The 17341-nt window shown below is 71.4% G+C and carries 12 protein-coding genes; 4 read left to right on the top strand and 8 right to left on the bottom strand.

Going from position 1 to position 17341, the window contains the following annotated elements:
* Nucleotides 1–394 precede the first annotated feature (394 nt).
* Genes IEZ27_RS43795 through IEZ27_RS43815 form a run of 5 tightly spaced genes read right to left on the bottom strand, consistent with a single transcriptional unit; the run spans nt 395 to nt 7038 of the window.
* Nucleotides 395–1246 (bottom strand): sugar ABC transporter permease, encoded by an 852-nt coding sequence (locus IEZ27_RS43795; protein ID WP_189652656.1) that lies wholly within the window; start codon nt 1244–1246, stop codon nt 395–397.
* A 1-nt stretch (nt 1247) separates the two neighbouring features.
* Complete coding sequence (locus tag IEZ27_RS43800) at nt 1248–2693, bottom strand: ABC transporter permease subunit (RefSeq protein ID WP_229824874.1); 1446 nt, start codon at nt 2691–2693, stop codon at nt 1248–1250.
* A 15-nt stretch (nt 2694–2708) separates the two neighbouring features.
* Nucleotides 2709–3914: a sugar ABC transporter substrate-binding protein gene (locus IEZ27_RS43805; RefSeq protein ID WP_189652658.1), complete on the bottom strand. Its 1206-nt coding sequence runs from the start codon at nt 3912–3914 to the stop codon at nt 2709–2711.
* A gap of 11 nt (nt 3915–3925) precedes the next feature.
* Nucleotides 3926–5275, bottom strand: a complete 1350-nt coding sequence (locus IEZ27_RS43810) for an alpha/beta hydrolase (RefSeq protein ID WP_189652659.1) — start codon at nt 5273–5275, stop codon at nt 3926–3928.
* The gene (locus tag IEZ27_RS43815) at nt 5272–7038 is read right to left on the bottom strand and encodes a glycoside hydrolase family 13 protein (protein ID WP_189652660.1); all 1767 of its coding nucleotides are present in this window, start codon (nt 7036–7038) and stop codon (nt 5272–5274) included. The genes IEZ27_RS43810 and IEZ27_RS43815 overlap by 4 nt, the downstream gene beginning before the upstream one ends.
* 120 nt (nt 7039–7158) lie before the next feature.
* Between IEZ27_RS43815 and IEZ27_RS43820 the strand changes: the two genes are divergently transcribed.
* Entirely contained in the window at nt 7159–8157 is a 999-nt protein-coding gene (locus tag IEZ27_RS43820; protein WP_189652661.1) for a LacI family DNA-binding transcriptional regulator, read from the top strand.
* Nucleotides 8158–9445: 1288 nt separating this feature from the next.
* Complete coding sequence (locus tag IEZ27_RS43825) at nt 9446–10243, top strand: hypothetical protein (RefSeq protein ID WP_189652662.1); 798 nt, start codon at nt 9446–9448, stop codon at nt 10241–10243.
* 343 nt (nt 10244–10586) lie between these two features.
* Here IEZ27_RS43825 and IEZ27_RS43830 read toward each other — a convergent pair whose 3' ends face one another.
* Nucleotides 10587–12038, bottom strand: a complete 1452-nt coding sequence (locus tag IEZ27_RS43830) for a carboxylesterase/lipase family protein (protein ID WP_189652663.1) — start codon at nt 12036–12038, stop codon at nt 10587–10589.
* A gap of 8 nt (nt 12039–12046) precedes the next feature.
* Nucleotides 12047–12952: an MBL fold metallo-hydrolase gene (locus IEZ27_RS43835; RefSeq protein ID WP_189652664.1), complete on the bottom strand. Its 906-nt coding sequence runs from the start codon at nt 12950–12952 to the stop codon at nt 12047–12049.
* A gap of 121 nt (nt 12953–13073) precedes the next feature.
* Between IEZ27_RS43835 and IEZ27_RS43840 the strand changes: the two genes are divergently transcribed.
* On the top strand, nt 13074–15740 hold the full coding sequence (locus IEZ27_RS43840; RefSeq protein WP_229824875.1) for a helix-turn-helix transcriptional regulator: 2667 nt from the start codon (nt 13074–13076) through the stop codon (nt 15738–15740).
* Nucleotides 15741–15825: 85 nt separating this feature from the next.
* Here the strand turns inward: IEZ27_RS43840 and IEZ27_RS43845 are convergent, their stop codons facing one another.
* Nucleotides 15826–16287 carry a hypothetical protein gene (locus IEZ27_RS43845; protein ID WP_189652665.1) on the bottom strand — a complete coding sequence of 154 codons (462 nt, stop codon included), beginning with the start codon at nt 16285–16287 and terminating at the stop codon, nt 15826–15828.
* A 120-nt stretch (nt 16288–16407) separates the two neighbouring features.
* Between IEZ27_RS43845 and IEZ27_RS43850 the strand changes: the two genes are divergently transcribed.
* Complete coding sequence (locus IEZ27_RS43850) at nt 16408–17316, top strand: LLM class flavin-dependent oxidoreductase (RefSeq protein ID WP_189652666.1); 909 nt, start codon at nt 16408–16410, stop codon at nt 17314–17316.
* Nucleotides 17317–17341 lie beyond the last annotated feature (25 nt).

A 17341-nucleotide genomic window follows, 5' to 3' on the forward strand; every position in this document is an offset into this window, starting at 1 on the left:
AGCTGTGATCCTTGCAGTTCCCAAGCTGACAGGACGCGTTTTACTCGCATCCTCATGCCACCACCGCGTGAACTTCCCCCGAACGTCGAGCGTGTCCGTGACATGCGAGACTTCGCCGCCTACTTGGAGGTCATGGCGGACGGCTTCGCTGCCGATCGCGCCGAGTACGAACGGCATGTCGTGAGGGGAAGCGGTTCGTCGGAGGCCACTGGAGCAGCTCTACGCCGAGGTCAGTGGCATGACTGTCCCGTCTCTCGTATCGCCCTCTCAATGCCTGACTGACGCCGGTACGTCGGCGCGCCGGAAACGTGGACCCGGCACCCCCGACAACCGGCCATGGCGAGTGGTCTCGGCAAGCATCGCCGGCCAAGCAGGGCTGAGGCCTGCACGGGCCTCAGCCCTTGACCGCGCCGCTGGTCAGGCCACCGACAATGAAGCGCTGCAAGAACTGGAACAACACGAGCACAGGCAGCGCCCCGACCAGCGCGCCGGCGGCGAACAGCCCCCAGTTCTGGCCGAGTTTGTCGGAGACGAGCTGGTACAGGCCGACGGCGAGCGTCTGCTGGTCGGGGTCGGTCAGGACCAGCCCAGCGATCACGAAGTCGTTGAGCGTCGCCACGAAGGAGAACAGTCCGACGACCACCAGGATCGGGGCGACCAGCGGCAGCAGCACACGGAAGAACACCTGCGCGTGCGAGGCGCCGTCGATCTGGGCGGATTCGTCCAGCTCCCTGGGGACGGTGTCGAAGAAGCCCTTCATCAGGTACGTGTTCACGCCCAGCGCCCCGCCCAGGTACACCATGACCAGGCCGAGCCTGCTGCCGAGGCCGATGGCGGGAAAGACGTCCTTGAGCGCCGACAGCAGCAGGAAGATCGCGACGTAGGCCAGGAGTTGCGGGAAGAGCTGGACGAAGACCAGTACGAGCAGCCCGGCCCTGCGTCCGGTGAAGGTGAACCTGGAAAAGGCGTAGGCGGCGCACGCGCCGAGGAAGACCGCCCCGGCGGCCGTCGTCAGGCCGATGATCATGGAGTTGGCGAACCAGCTCGGAAAGGGGTGCAACGGGTCGGTGAAGAGCGCCAGGTAGTGCGCCGGGGTCGGCTCGGTGAACAGGTCGTTCGAGCCGGTCAGCGTGCCGCTCGGGTTGGTCGAGGCGGCGAGGACGAACAGCAGCGGGAACAGCGCCACGGCGACCGCCGCCACGCCGACGGCGTGACGCCACCCGTACCTGAGGAACCAGCGGCCCATGTCAGCTCCCCTCCAGCCGGCGCGCCCTGCGGAACCCGGCGAGCGAGATCGCCGCGATGACGGCGAAGATGAGGATGGACACCGCGCAGGCCAGGCCGTAGTTCCTGGCGCTCCCGCCGAAGGCGAGCTTGTAGACCAGCGAGATGAGCAGGTCGGTGGAGCCGATGTCGACCGGTGAGGACGCGTCCCTGGGGCCGCCGCCGGTGAGCATGTAGATCACGTTGAAGTTGTTGAAGGTGAAGGCGAAGGTGGCCACGAGTACGGGCGCGGTCGCGGCCAGCAGCATCGGCAGCTTGACGTGGCGCAGCACCCGCCAGGGGTTCGCGCCGTCGAGCTGCGCGGCCTCGGTGAGCGCGGGCGGGATGGCCTTCAGCGCGCCGGTGCAGATGAGGAACATGTAGGGGAAGCCGATCCAGACGTTGACGGCGAGCACGCTGAGCTTGGCCAGCCAGGGGTCGGTGAGCCACGGCACGTGCCCGCCGCCGAGCAGGACGGCGTTGACGAAACCGTGGTCGGAGTTGAGCAGCCCCTGCCAGAGGATGGCCGCCATGAAGGCGGGGAAGGCATAGGGAAACACGATCAGGGAGCGGTAGGCCCGGTGCCCGCGCAGTCCCGGCCGGTCCAGCACCAGCGCGAGGCCCAGCCCGAGGGCGAACATCAGCCCGACCGACAGCCCGGCGAAGGCGAAGGTCCAGCCGAGCACGCCGAGGAACGGGCCCCTGATGCCAGGATCGGTGAGGACCGTGCGGAAGTTCTCCAGTCCGACGAACACCTTCCAGCCGGGACTGAGCGCCCTCCCGTCGGGCGCCACGAACCGGCCGTGGCCGTCGTCACGATAGACAGTGCCGGTGGGGTCGGTGACGGTGCCCGCGCGTTCGTCGTAGCGACGCGTCGAACGGTAGGTCGCCGCCGTCACGGCGTCCGAGGTGCGCAGGCTGCCCTGGCCCGGCACCGGCACGCGCAGCGCGGTGATCTCCGCCTGCCGGGCCACGACCTCGGCGTACGTCAGCGGCCGCCACCCGTCCGCGTCCGCCCCCGGGATCAGCGGCCGCGTGGCGGAGCCCACCCTGCCGCTCACCAGGAAGCCCAGCTCGCCGCCCCGCTCGACGATCCGGACCTGCTGGACGGGCGACCCCGGCACCCTGACCTCGCTGGCGGCCAGGATCGCGGCCACCGCGTCCTGTTTGGTGCCGTTGTGGCCGTCGCCGTAGTTGGTGAAGGCCGCGTAGCCGGTGTAGAGGACGACGTACACCTGGTAAAGGAGCAGCAGGACCACGCCCGGCGCGAGGTACTTTGCGGGGACGCGCCGTTTGCCGAGGTAGATGACGTTGATCGCGAGCGTGCCCGCCAGCATCGCGGCGAACGCCCACCACGAGCGCTGACCGGCGAGCGCCACCAGCCCGTAGACCGCGAACGCGTCCACCACGCTCAGCACCAGCGGCTTCACGTACCTGATCATCGGTCAGTTCGCGATCTTCGCTCGGATGCGGTCGGCGGCGTCCCTGGTCAGCTTCGCCGGATCGCCGTCCCCGGTGATGATCGCCAGTTGCGACAGGCCCCAGTCGCCCCAGACCGCGTCCATGGCCGGGACGTTGGGCGCGGGGCTGCCGGCCAGCGCGGCCTCGGTGAATCCGGTCAGCACCAGGTCGCCGCGCAGCTCCTCGCGTACGGAGGTCAGGGCCGGCGGCCGGCCACCCGCCGCGTACAGCTCGCGTTGCGCGTCGGGGGTGGCCAGGAAGTTGAGCAGGAAGTCGTTGGCCAGGATCGGGTTGGCCGACTTGGCGCTGACGTAGAAGCCCTGCACGCCGACGAACGGCCGGGCGGGCTGATCGCCCGCCGGGGGCACCGGTTCGACGGAGAAGGCCAGGCCGGACCTGGCCAGCGCGGGCGCGTCCCACGGCCCGGTGACCAGGTACGGGGTGCGGCCCTCGCGGAAGGCGTCGGTGGCGATCTCGCCGCTCAGCGATGTGGAGATCACCTTGGCTTCGGCCAGCCGGCGCAGGTAGGCGGCGAACGTCAGCCCGCCCTTGTCGTCGATCCCCAGCTTGCCGCCGTCGAACACGCTGGAGCCGAAGGAGGTCTGCAGCGGGTAGAGGTGGTAGGGCGAGCCTGCCTTGGGGTCGACGGGCAGCCCGACAGGGAAGTCCGCCTTGCCGTCGCGGACCAGCTTCTGGCCGTCGGCGACCAGCTCGCCGAACGTCTGCGGCCGTTTCGGCGCGAGCTTGGTGTTCCGCAGCAACGCCACGCTCTCGATCGCGTACGGCAGGCCGTACGTCTGGCCTTCGTAGCGCATGGCGTCGAGCGCGAGCTTCGGGAAGGCCGATGCGGTGGCGCCGAGGTCGATCGGGGCGACGACGCCGTTCTGGACGAGCTTGCCGAGCCAGTCGTGCGGCCCGGCGATCAGGTCCGGGCCCTGGCCGCTGGGCGCCTGGGAGATGAAGTCGTCGCGGAGGCCGCCCATGCTCTTCTGCACGATCTTGACCTGGACGCCTCTTGCCTTCTGGAAGGCTACAGCCAGGTCCTGCAGCGGCCTGGCGCGGCTGTCGTCAGCCCAGACGGTGAGGACCGCTGCGGCATTCGCGGCGGGGGTGGGGGTCGCGGGGGTGGCGGTGGCGCAACCGGCGGCCAGCAGGGCCAGGCCGGTCACAGCCAAGATGGTCGTGCGCATGTGGGTGCTCCTCATGAGCCGTCGGTGCCTTGGTGCGGGTCGTGCTGTGCGGCGGGGTCGCTCCAGCCGCAAACGTGGACGACCAGGCGGCGGTCGCGGTCGTGCCTGAGCGGTTCACCGACGGGCAGGCCGTCGGAGTTCAGCCCATCGCATCGCCAGCCCCTGCCGACCGAGCCGTTGAGCCCGAGCCCCCGGGGCAGCCGCCAGACGCCGTGGTGCATGCCGGGCGCGATCCTGGTGGTGACCAGGCCGGAAAAGTAGACGGTGTCGCCTTCTGGGGTGCCGGCGGGGGTGATGACCGTGACGTCGAGCGTCGCGGTGGGCTCGCCGTCCACGACGGACAGCTCGCGTTCGACGGTCAGGCCGCCCGTCGTGGCACGCACCCGCGCGAGGCCGGGCGCGGTGGGAGTCAGCAGGGCGGCGCCTGTCGGCTCGAGCAGGGGCTCGGGATCCCAGGAGAGGCCGACGTCGAGCGCGGAGTACGCGCAGCCGTCGGCCCGCAGCGCGAGCGGTGCGACGTCCACGGCCTGGCCGACCGCGGCCACCTCGGCGTCCCCGTCGTCGGGGGCGAAAGCGGCCAGCTCGACCGGCGGTCCCTCCGTCCCGAACAGGTGCAGCAGCGCGCTGGCCGCCCGTGTCGCCCACGCGCTCTCGTGATGCGGAGCCGCCGGGTCATGCCGGTAGCGCAGCTCGGCGTCCGGGCGGTAGCCGAGCCCGATGAGCTGCTCGGCCAGTTCCCGGGCGTGGTGGACGGTGATGAGGCCCTCCATCCCGCCGATGTCCAGCCACACCCGGCGCGGCCCCCGTTCGGTGAAACGCCGGTAGACGGGCGTCTCCTCCAGCGTCTGCGGGTCGACGAACACCAGGAACGGCGACATGATCGCCGCCAGCCCGAACACCTCGGGCCGCCGGAAGGCCAGGTGGTAGCTGACCAGGCCGCCCATCGACGAGCCCATGACCGCCGTGCGCTCGGCCGCGCCGGTCACCGCGTACCGCGAGCGGATCAGCGGCATCAACTCGTCGATCAGGAAGTCCTCGTAGGACCGCCCGGCGAGCCTGCCGTGCGGGTCGCGGGGGTAGGGCGCGACGTGGGAGTACTCCGCGCCGCGAGCGTCGCCCGCGTTGGACACCCCGACCGCGACCAGCGGCGGCAGCGTCCCGGCGGTGATCAACGTGTCCAGCGTCTCGTCCAGGCGCCAGCTCGGCTCCAGCCCGGCCGCCGCGAACACGTGCTGCCCGTCGTGCAGGTACACCACCGGGTAGGGGCCATCCGCGGGGTCGTAGCCGGGCGGCAGGTAGACGAAGACGTCACGCGCGTTCCCGAGTGCGGCGGAGTGGACGCCGCGCAGAATGTCGATCACGCTTCGAGCTCCCAGACGTGGAAGGCGGGCCCGTCGGCGGGCATGGGCGATCCCGGCCGTAGGTCGGGGCCGCCGGTGAGGCTGGCTCCGGCCGCGGGGGCGCGGAACGGTTCGTGCGCGGCCCTGCTGATCTGGACGAGCAGTGTCTGCCCCGGCGCGGCCCGCTCGTAGACGAGGGTGTCGGCGTCGGCGTGCAGCCAGCGCATGCCGCCTGTGCGCAGGGCCTCGTGCGAGCGGCGCAGCCCCACCAGGTCGCGGTAGAGCCGGTGGGTGCCGTGGTCCCAGCGGGCTGTGTCCCAGGGGAAGGGACGGCGGCCGTCCTCCAGATGCACCCCCTCGACCCCGACCTCGTCACCAGCGAAGATCATCGGCAGACCCGGCAGCGTGAGCAGCAGCGCGGCGCCCAGATGCTGGTGCTCGCGCCCGGCAATCGAGCGGAACCTGGCCGTGTCGTGCGAGTCGAGCAACGTCAGATTGTGGATATAGGCCCGCCACGGGACGAGCGCGGCGTAGCGGCGCATCACCTCCGCCACGTCCGCGCCGCCGTACTGCGGGATCGGGCCGGGCACGCCCCAGAACTCCGTGGAGCGTTCCCGCGCCAGCCATGACCAGACGGGCCGGGCGAAACCGGCGTAGGACATCGTGCCGTGCCAGCCGGTGCCGCGCAGTGAGCCGGAGGCGTCGAACTGGTGCTCTGCCAGCAGCAGCGCGTCGCCCACTGTGGCTCGCGTCAGCCTGGCGACCTGGTCGTTCAGCTCGACCCCGCCGTGGCGGCCCGCCGATTGGGCGACGTCCACCCGCCAGCCGTCCAGGCCGAACTCGTGCAGGTAGCGGGCGATCACCGAGCCCGGCCCGTCGTAGAGGCGGCGGCGTAGTGTGGCGGAGCGGTGATCGAACTTGGGCAGCGTCCTGACGCCGGCGAAGGTGGCGTAGTCGGGCCCGTCCACGTAGTAGAAGTCCTCGCGTACAGGACTGCCCTCGGCGAACCACTCGTGGCCGTCGCCCGAGTGGTTGAGCGTGATGTCGCCGATGACGCGCATGCCGCGGGCGTGGGCCGCGGCGGTCAGCGCGCGCAGCGCCTCGTCGCCGCCGAGCAGCGGGTCCACCCTGTCGAAGGTGGTCGCGTCGTAGCGGTGGTTGGAACGGGCGGGGAAGAACGGCGTCAGATACAGCAGGTTCGCACCCAGGTCGGCGATGTGGTCGAGGCGGTCGGCCACGCCCCACAGGTCTCCGCCGTAGATCTGCTGCAACGCGCCGTCCCTGCCCCAGGGGATCGGATCGTCCCAGTCAGCCCGCCGTACCCACGCGGGGTCGGGCCCATGGTCCCTGCCTGAGCGGGCGAAACGGTCGGGGAAGATCTGGTAGATGACCGAGTCGGCGGCCCACGCGGGCGGGGGCGGATAGGCGGTCAGCATGAAGTCGGTGGTGTCCGGCACGTCCAGCGGCGACAGTCCAGCAGCGGTCAGCCACAGCGAGCCGGTCGCGGTCCGCAGCAGGAAACGGTAGCCGCACTCCGGGTTCACCATCTCGACCGTGGCACGCCACCAGACCTCGGAACCGGTCACCCGGTCGGCCGTCGCCTCGGCGAACCGGGGCTCGCCGTCCGGCGTGGTACGCACGTGGACCTGCCGCACGTCCAGGTCGAGCGAGGTGCGCACGAACACCTGAACGCGATCACCGAGTGACGGCGACGAATCACTGACGTACAGCGGCGACCCGTCGTGGTGCGCCCGGGTGTTGCAGAGTGTTCTTCGATGCCCCATGCTGTTAATGCTCCAAAATGCGCTGTTCACCTGGTCAGATGTGTCGCGAGCTTAGGAGCCGCGAAAACAGCGCCGCAACACTTCGAAACATGTTTCACCGGATTCTCGAAGGGTCCCCCCATGCCTCGACCATCCGTGCGGACGATCGCCACCCGTGTGGGAGTCAGCGCCGCGACGGTCAGCAGGGTGCTCAACGGCCGGCCCGGCGTCTCGGAGGAACTGCGGGCCAAGGTCCTGCGGGGCATGCGGGAACACGGCCTGATCGCGCCCGCAGCTGAGCCGTTCGTCGGCATCATCGTCCCCGAGTTGGACAATCCGGTCTTCCCACTGCTGGCAGGCGCCATCGAGGCCAAGCTCGGCGGCCACGGCGTCACCGCGCTGATCGGCAGCTCCACCGCCAAGGGCCCGACCGAGCTCGACTACATCTCCGCCCTGGTGCGGCGGGGCATCCAGGGCCTGGTCCTCATCTCGGGACGACACGCCAACCCGGCCGCCGACCATAGCTTCTACTGGCAGCTCCACCAACAGCGCATCCCCATGGTGCTGGTAGGCGGCCAGGTGCCCGACCTACCGGTCTCCACGGTCACCACCGACGAGGCGGCGGGCGCGGCGATGGCGGTGGCACACCTGCGCGAACTCGGCCATGAGCGGATCGGGCTGGCCGGCGGGCAGGGCTATCTGCGGCCCTCGCAGAACCGGCTGACAGGCTGGCGGCGGGAAATGCGACGCTCGTTCGGCTCGGTGGACGACACGCTGCATGTCGAGTCGGACTACTCGCTGACCGGCGGTCACGCGGCCGCCCGGCGGCTGCTGGCAGCCGGGGCGACGGCACTGATCGCAGGGAGCGACCTGATGGCGCTGGGTGCGGTCGCGGCCGTCCGCGAGGCCGGGCTGGCGGTGCCGGGCGAGGTGTCAGTCGTCGGATACGACGACTCCTACCTGGCCGTGCACGGCGACCCGGCGCTGACGACCGTACAGCAACCGGTGGAGGCGATGGCGGCTGCGGTGGCGACGGCGATGTGGCAGTCGCTGCAGGGATATCACGCCCCACACGTGGATCACGTTTTCGCGCCCCGCCTGGTGGTCAGATCCTCGACGGGCAAAGCCCGCGACCTATAAGCCCGCGACCTGGGAGCCTGCAGCGGCCCGCAGCGACTCTGAAGGTGGCAAGGCGGGGCCACGTACTCTTTCGACTGGTGACCGCTCCCCGCTCGGGGAGAGGTCACGACGCCCTCTCACGTCCACGGGATTGCGACTGCTGCACGGTCCTCGTTCCAAGCGACGCGGATTCTTCTGCCGCGCCGAGACACTGACTGTTACCTCGAGCGAAACGTCTCAGGCATGCATGGATTCTGGGAAGACGACCTTGCGGAGCAGGAGCACGGCGAAGGGTTCTTCACTGTGCTCGAACGCATGGTGTCGCGGCCGGTGCTGTATCTGGCTGTATCCGATGGATGAACCCGAAGCGGCCCTGTCGTTCCAGTCCTGTCTACGCCTGGTCGCGCTCATGGACCTCGTTGCAGGAGAGGGCGGGCAGATCATCGAGCCGAGCGAGGACGGCATTCATCCGCCAGAGGGGGAGAGACCTCACTGGTTGACCACCGGCGGCGCTTCCTCGCCGAGCCGGCCTCTACCTGCACGCGCTGGACACTGGCTGATACAGGAACGGACGCATCCGGGCGACCTGCCTATCCAGAAGCTCGGGACCGGGCACACAAGGGACCATGACTGCCCGGCCGCCGAAGTTGGCGTCAGGTCCGGGTGATGGTGGTGAAGTGTCGAAGTAGCGGCAGCGCTGCTCGGTCCTGGGGATGCGGGCGAACAACGACGCGCCGGGATGACAAACTGGCGGCACACCACGGCCTGCAACTCTTCTTTCGGCACGCGCTGCAGCCACATCTCGGTCGGCCCCAGCGCGTCGATGTCACCCCGCAGGGCCAGGCGCTCCTCGAACTTGCCCAGCGACGTCCGTCGCAAGGGTGTGGATGCCTGTTCTGATGCGCTCGGGGGTCATCCCCGGAACGGTCAGGAGATGGTCGATGACGTCGGCGCGTAGGGCCGTGAACACGGCGTAGGCGAGGTACTCGGCGTCGATGTAGGGGGCGGTCGCGGCGAGTCGGCGGGTCAGCTCCGCGATCCAGAAGCGGCTGGCGTCGTTGCCGTAGTAGGCGTCTGGTCCGAGGTACTCGAAGGCCCGGATGAGGGCCTGGTTGCGCCATACGAGGTCGAGCAGCGCTTCGAGGGGCCTCGGTGCAGCAATGCACCGGTGCTACCCGGCGAGTGGAGGGCCTTTCCGGCCGAATCCACGCCCTGTTGTTGCAACAGTAGGGGGGCGCGTTGGTCGGAATGACCATGCGCTGAGCTCACCTTTAAGGCAACTGAAAGATCCTTTCCTAACGTGGCCGGCATGAGATTCAGCCCAGTCCTGGCGGCCATCGCCGCCGCCATGCTTCTCGCCCCCTCCCCTGCCATGGCCACGGCCAAGGCCGCGGCCCCTGCCGCCACCGAGGAGTCCGACCGCGAGATCGTCTTAGCTCAACTCGACTACACGACCGGGCTGTCGGTGACCTTCACCGACAGCGTCCCGTCCGACGAGGTCGGGATGGTCCAGACCGGACCGATCGATCGCGCCCCCCTCATCGTCCCTGACGACGAGGACACCCTCCTGGAGACCTACCTGGAGATCACCCCGCCCGACGTCGCGGTCCCGCGGCGTCTCGTCGAGGACCACGGCGCCGACCTGCCCGCCGACCTGCAGCGACGCAGGATCACCAGCGAGCCGGTCACGGCGGGCGGCCTGACCGCCCCGGCGAGCGCGGTCCGCTCCGGCACGTCGGCCTGCACCTGGTCGATCTTCGGCTGGACGCAATGGCACGACGACGGCATGCCCGGCCTGCCGGCCAAGGCGTACAGCACGTTCGACTTCGGCGGCTTCAAGCAGAAGATCGCCGAGAGCTACGTCGCCAACTGCACCCCGCCGAGCTCGACGAGCAACCTCTGGGCCCGGCACCGGATCTACTACCGGAACGGCCTCGGCAACTTCGTGAAGCACTTCGAGGGCATCGTGCCGCCGGGGCACTACTCGGCCGTGCTGAAGAAGGGCCTGATCAAGCGGCACCGCGCGGTCTCCTACGACGACAACTGGAACGCCGACCCGGCCTGCTTCAACTGCGTCTACTCCCGTGAGGGCCGGTTCCGCAGCTAGAAGCTCGGCGGCCGCTTCGCGCGCAGCGCGCGAGAAGCGGCCGCCCGCACGTCAGGCACGGAGAACCCGGGGAACGGGAGAGTCCGGCGCGATAACGCGACCTTTGAGTGTTTCCGCGGGTCACCGTGACCATCTGCACCATGATCCATTTCACCGCTCATGGCTGTCCTCTCGTTCCTCGACCCCGAGATCGGCGCGGTCCGCCTTCACCGCGAGATGTCACCCAGCAGGACGGCTCCTCGGTCGGCAGACACGACGTCCTCGCACTGGTCGCCCAGCGCGCCACGGAGGGCTGGGGGAGCGAGGCCCGGCAGATCACCTCTCTCCTGTTCGACGGCCTGCGTCATGGCGCCCAGGCCCGTCGTTCCTCGCCTCGGGGGTCGTCGAGCTGAGTCCACTCGGCGTCGATGCGCATCGTGGCCCGGCGTTCGGCGTCGTAGGGGTCCCAGCCGGGGTTTCCGGTGGTGGCGAACTGTACCCAGGTCCGGTGCATGCGGTCGGCGAGGTCCGCGGGCGGCTCGTCGGAGCCGAGCAGGGCGGCGGGCCCGCGCAGGCCGGGCAGGTTCGTGCGGTCGAAGACGAACGGCAGCTCGACCGCGTGGGTGGCGCCGAGCTGACCGTCCAGGGCGTTGGAGCGCCAGGCGAACTCGTAGGCGTAGGTGGCGCGGGGGTTCGCGGCGGTCAGGGCCCAGGTCCCCGCGCCGAACAGCGCGTCGCCCATGATGGCCGAGCGCAGCTCGGCGGAGGACGCCTCGGGGCGTGACTTGCGGTACGTCTCGACGAGCCGCGCCGGGTCCCGGTGCGAGCGCGCCGCCGCGTCCTCGACGTCCGCGTCCGTCGAGGTGGCGTACTTGTCCACCGGGACCAGGTACAGGTTCCCCTCCTCGGTGTTGGTGCCGATCAGGAGGTCGACGTGGGCGGCGACGGAGTCGGCGGGCTGGGTGTCGAGGACGAGGCTGAACGGGCTGAGCCCGATCAGCGGGTCGCGGTGGGTCCCGGTTCGCAGGTCGAGGCCCGCCAGCCCGGAGGCGGCCTCGACCAGGCGCTCGTCGCCGACGCCTGCGAAGGCGTCCGCGTGCGGCTCGATGCCCAGGGCCTCGGCCGCCGCCCCGGTGACGCGGGCCGCCTGCTCGGTGGTGAACGCGCCCAGGCCGCTGCCGCTCTGGACGATCGCCCGGCGGAACAGGCCCGAGGAGTCGGTGAGCGCGCCGCCGACGATGGTCGCCCCGGCCGACTGGCCGAAGAGGGTGACGTTGTACGGGTCGCCGCCGAAGGCGGCGATGTTCTCCTGCACCCAGCGCAGCGCGGCGAGGACGTCGAGCAGGCCCCGGTTGGCGGGCGCGCCGGGGATGTCGAGGAACCCGGCGATGCCGAGCCGGTAGTTCAGCGTGACCAGGACGACGCCGTCGCGGGCGAAGGCCGAGCCGTCGTACATCGCGGACCGCGTCGAGCCGGCGACGAATCCGCCGCCGTGCACGAACACCATGACGGGCAGCCCGCCACCGCCGGGCGTCCAGACGTCGACCGTGAGGTAGTCGTCCCCACGACTCCAGCCGGTGCCGAAATACGGGGACATGTCCACGTTGCCGAGCTTGCGCTCAGACTGGGGCGCGTTGGGGCCCGGTGCGGTGGCGTCCCGTACGCCGTCCCACGGCTCGTGCGGCCGGGGCGGCGCGAACCGGCCGGCGCCGCGCGGCGGCGCGGCGTAGGGGATGGCGCGGAAAGCGGTGGCCGCGCCCTGGCGCACGCCGCGGACGGCCCCCCGCGTCGTGGTCACCATGGGGTAGTGGCTCATCCTGGGTCTCAGCTCCGCTCGGTGTACGGGTCGAAGGGCGCCCAGCCCTTGACGGCGAACGTGTCCCCCTCGCGGGCCACCTCCACGGCGCCGTGGCCGCCGAGGTGGGCCGGGATCACCAGGGCGCCGTTGTCGGCCGCCCAGCCCAGCACCTCGCGGCGGGTGGCACGCGCACCTGCGGGGTCCTCGCAGAAGCAACTGTTGGAGTCCGGCTCGACGATCTGCACCGGGCTGTGCAGCATGTCACCGACGAACACCGCGCGATCCGACCCGGAGGTGAGGGTCAGCATGCTGGAGCCGGGGGTGTGCCCGGGGGCCGCGTCCAGGCGCAGATCGGCGTCGATCTGGTGGCTTTTCTCCCACAGCAGCGTCTGCCCGGCCTTGTGCACGGGGGCAACGCTGTCCTCGAAAACGTTCTGGTTTCCCCGGCCGAGTCGCGGCTGATGGCCGTTCTCGGGATTCCAGAAGTCGAAGTCATCCTTCGGCATCACATAGGTGGCGTTCGGGAAAGTGGGCACCCAGTTCCGGCCGTCCAGACAGGTGTTCCAGCCGACGTGATCGATGTGCAGATGAGTGTTGATCACGATGTCCACGTCCTCCGGCGCGACGCCGGCGCGGGCGAGGTTCGCCAGGAAATCCGTTTCCAGTCGGCTCCAGACCGGCGCGTACGGCCGCTCCTTGTGATTTCCCACCCCGGTGTCGACCAGAATGGTTTTCCCCTCGCTACGCAGCAGCCACGTCTGGATCGCGGAATTCACCATGTTCGTCGAGGCGTCCAGGAAATGCGGTGTCAGCCAGGGTTCCCACACCTCTTCCGGGCTTTCGGGGAAAAACGTGCCGGGCGTCATGTCGACGGAGCCGAAATATTCCCGGACCCGGGTGACGGTGACCTGGCCGAGCGTGATGGTGTCCATGGGGCTTCCTTGAGAATGAGGCGGTTCTCCGGAACCGTACGAGCGAGCCGGGCACGCGCGGTATCCGTCACGTGACTGCATCCGCGCGGCCAGTAGCCTGGGCGTGATCGAATGGAGACCCGTGAACGAGCTGATCGGCCGTGACGCGGAGCTGGCACGCCTTGCTCAGGCCGAGCCGGTTCTGCTGCTGGTCGGTGACGTGGGCACGGGCAAGAGTGCGCTGCTGGAGCACGCGGCCCGGCAGGCGACGGCCGGCGGCGCTCGCGTCCTGCGTGCCGAGGGCAGCGAGTCGGAGTCCAGCCTGGCCTTCTCCGGCCTGCACCAACTGCTGCGGCCCGTGCCGGACGAGGTGGACGGGCTGCCGGACAGGCAGCGGGCGGCGCTGCGGGACGCGTTCGGCGCGGGATCGGCCGCGCCGGATCCCATGCTGATCGGGGTCGCCGTCCTGAGCCTGCTGTCGGCGCTGGGCGAGCATCGTCCCGTGCTGGTGGCGCTGGACGACGCGCAGTGGTTCGATCGGGCCTCCCTGGACGCGCTGTCGTTCGCCGCCAGACGGCTGGCGGGCGAGCCGGTCACGATGCTGATCGGCGTGCGCGGCGGTGATCACCTGCCGGGGTTCGGCCGTCACGCGCCGGCGCTCGCGCTGGGGCCGCTCGACAGGCCCGCCGCCAACCGGCTCCTCGACCTGCAGCCGGACAGCCCCACCGGCCACACCAGGACGCGGATCCTCGACCAGGCGGGCGGCAACCCGCTGGCCCTGGTCGAACTGACGAGGGCGGCCACCACGGCGACACGGCTGCCGGATGCCGGTCCGCTCCCGCTCACCGACCGTCTGGAGCGGATCTTCGCCGCTCGCCTCGACGGCCTCCCCGCCGCCACCACGCGGGCCCTGCTGCTCCTGGCCGCCACCGACAGCGCCGAACCCGCCGGGCCGCCACACGCGGGGGACGCGGTCTGGCTGCCCGCCGAACGGGCCGGGCTGGTCCGCCGGAACGGCCTGGACGTGCGGTTCCGCCACCCGCTGGCCCGGTCCGCCGTGTACCACGCCGCCTCACTGGACGACCGGCGCGAGGCCCATCTCGCGCTGGCCGCGATGCTGCGGGACGAACCGGACCGCCGGGCCTGGCATCTGGCCGCCGCGAGCCCCGGTCCCGACGCGGCCGTGTCGGCGGAGCTGGAACGGACCGCCACCCGGGCCCGCCGGCGCGGCGGCCACGCGGCGGCGGCCAAGGCCCTGCAACGCGCCGCCGAACTCGCACCCCGACGCGAGGACAGCGCCCGGCTGCTGGTCGAAGCCGCATCGGCGGCCGTGTTCACCGGCGACCTCGCCTGGGTCACGAAGCTGACCGCCGAGGCACGCGCACGTACGGACGACGCGACCCTGCTCGCCTCCGCCACCGTGCAGGCCGGTCGGCTGGCGGTCCTGACCGGACGCCACACCGCGGTCTTCGCCGGCCTGGCCGACGCCGCCGAGGAACTGTCGGTCCCCCAGCCCGCCGCCGCGCTCGATCTGCTGACCGGCGCCGCCGTTGTCCGCTTCTACTCCGGCCTGGATTCCCAGCGGCGCCGCATCCAGGATCTGCTGCGGCGTCTCCCCGAGGACACCACGCAAGCCTGGGTGAGGGCCGTGTCGGACCCGTTCGCCGGCCGGGCGGAACTCCTGCGCCTGCTCCCGAAGCTGACCGCCGAAGCACGGGCCAAGCCTGAACGTCTCACCGCCGTCGGGATCATGGCGTGGCTGCTGGACGAGACCCCGCAGGCCGTCAACGCCTTCGACGAGGCCGTACACCGCTGGGAGCTGCAGGGCCCGCTGCCGGAGGGCCTGGGCGGCGCGATCGCCTGGGCCCAGGTCGAACGCGGCAGGTGGGGGCAGGCCCGCGAGTCCTGCGCCCGGACCATCGAGGCCGGCCGGGCGGCGGGCCTCGACCACGCCGTGGCCTGCGCGATCGCCGTGGACGCCACCGTGCTGGCGTTCCAGGGCGACGCGGCGACGGCCCGCGCGCAGGCCGAGGAGGCGCTCACCCTGGTCGATCCGCTGGAGAGCCGCTCGGTTCGCGTGTACGCCCGCCGCGCGCTCGGCGCCGCGGCCGTCGCGGAGGGCGCCTTCGGGATCGCGTACGACCAGCTCCGCATGGCTTTCACCGCCGACGGCGCCCCCGTGCACTACCACGCCTCCTACCCGGCCCTGGCGGATCTGGCCGCCGCCGCGGTGCGCTGCGACCGCCGTACGGAAGCCGCAGCGATCATCGAGCGTACGGCGGCCGACCTGGCGGGCAACGCCTCACCCCGGCTGCGCGCCCTGATCAGCCGGGCTCGTGGCCTGCTGGCCGACCCCGGGGACGCCGAACCGCACTTCCGGGCGGCCCTGGCGGACCCGGTGCTGGAGCACTGGCCGTTCGAACGCGCCCAAACCCTGCTCGACCTCGCCGAATGGCTGCGCCGCCGGCGTCGCGTCGCGGAGGCGCGCGGGCCGCTCACCGAGGCACTGGAGACGTTCCTGCGGCTGGGGGCACGCCCGTGGATCGAGCGCGCCCGCGTCGAATCACGCGCCGCCGGCCTCGACGTCACGGCCACGGCCCCCGACGCGCTCGCCGAACTCTCCCCGCAACAGCAGCAGATCGTCTGGCTCGCCGCCGGCGGCCTGACCAACCGCGAGATCGGCGAGAAGCTCTTCCTCTCCCCGCGCACGGTCGGCTCCCACCTCTACCGCAGCTTCCCCAAGCTGGGCATCACCGCCCGCTCCCAGCTCCGCGACCTCATCGAGGACAGCGCCTCGTCAACTGAGTGACGCCAGCACCCGCTCCCGGTCGGCCAGCGTGCGCTCGTGCAGGGGGACGGCCCGGCCCAGATCGCCACCACCGTCCTTACCTGGGCTACACCGCCCTCACCACCCTGCGGTGCCTGGCCCCCGGCGGCGTCACCAGCCCAAACGGCAGCGCGTCGGCGCGCCTGGCCAGCGCGTCCTCCGCGATCGCGAACCGGTCCTCCCATGACCCGGCGGTCCGCAACCGCTCCTGGAGGCGTACGGACTCCCGCCCCCAGAGGTCGTCGAGCGAGACCACTGTGCCGCCCAACTCAGCGGACGCGCCCAGGGCGGCGTGCGCGACCATCGGCGGCAACCGGATCTGGAGGCATTCCATCCGGCTGGTCGGGCCGCATCCCCGTACCTGCCGGGGCGCGAGGCCGGCGACGACGCGTCCGTGCTGCCGCGAGCCGCGGTCGTCCTGGATGACGAACGGCTCGTCGCCGAGGTCGAGGAGCAGGCTGACCGCGGGGTGGGGGACGAGGGTGAGGTCGCGGAACTCGTGGTCCCGGTCGCTGAACCCCGCCATCATGACCCCGGGCAGGCGGCCGGGCCGCCCCCTGGGAACTCCTGTTCGGGCTCCACGATGACGGACGGCGTGCTCACGAGTGGGCTTGACCTCAAGCCCGCCTGAGGTTGCATAGTCGGCCGCATGGAGAGCTTTGAGATCGGTGTGATCCTGCCCGGCGTCGGCGAGCAGCGCAAGAGGGACCTCGACCTGCGGGAGGCCGCCCGGCACGCGGAGGACGCGGGGTTGGACGGCGTCTGGCACGGTGATCACCTGGCCATCGGCGGGCCGACCCTGGACGCGTCGATCGCGCTGGCCACCGCCGCCGCCGTCACGTCGAGGATCAGGATCGGCGCAAGCGTGTTCGTCCCGGCGATCCGGCCGCTGGCCTGGGCGGCCAAGCAGATCGCGAGCCTGCAACACGTGTCCGGCGGCAGGCTGGTGGTGGGCGTCGGCTCGGGCGGCGGGCCGGGGCAGTGGGCGGCCGCCGGGGTGGCGTACGGGCGGCGCGGACGCCGTACGGACACCGCGCTGGAACTGCTCCCCGAGCTGCTGGCCGGGAAGGAGACCCGGCTGCCGGACGAGCCGGGGCAGCCGTCGGTCACGTTGTCCCCGGTCGCGGCCATGCCGCCCGTGTGGGTCGGCAACGCGTCGGAGGCGGCGATCCGGCGGGCGGCGCGGCTGGGCGACGGCTGGTTCCCCTCGCTGATCTCCTCGCGGGAGGTCGCCGAGGGAAGGGGACGGCTGGCCGAGCTGGCCGGGCAGGCAGGCCGTCCCGTTCCGGTCGTCGCCATCGGTTGCGCCGCCGCGCTGGGAGCCGGGCCCGACGTCCCGTCCCGGGCGCAGGTGGCGTCCGGGATCAGTGCCGGGTACGGCCGTCCGCTTGAGGACGTCCTGCCGATCCCCCTCACCGGCCACCCCGAGGAGGCCGCCGGACGACTGAACGACTACCGCGAGGCCGGGGCGAGCCACGCGGTCGTCGGGATCTCCGGCGGCGACTGGCGGCGGCAGGTGGACCTCCTGGCGGAGGCGCGAACCCTCCTGCGCGGGTGACGTCCGGACGAACCGCGCCGCGGCG

This window comes from Nonomuraea spiralis, assembly GCF_014648435.1.
Classification (GTDB): Bacteria; Actinomycetota; Actinomycetes; order Streptosporangiales; family Streptosporangiaceae; genus Nonomuraea; species Nonomuraea spiralis.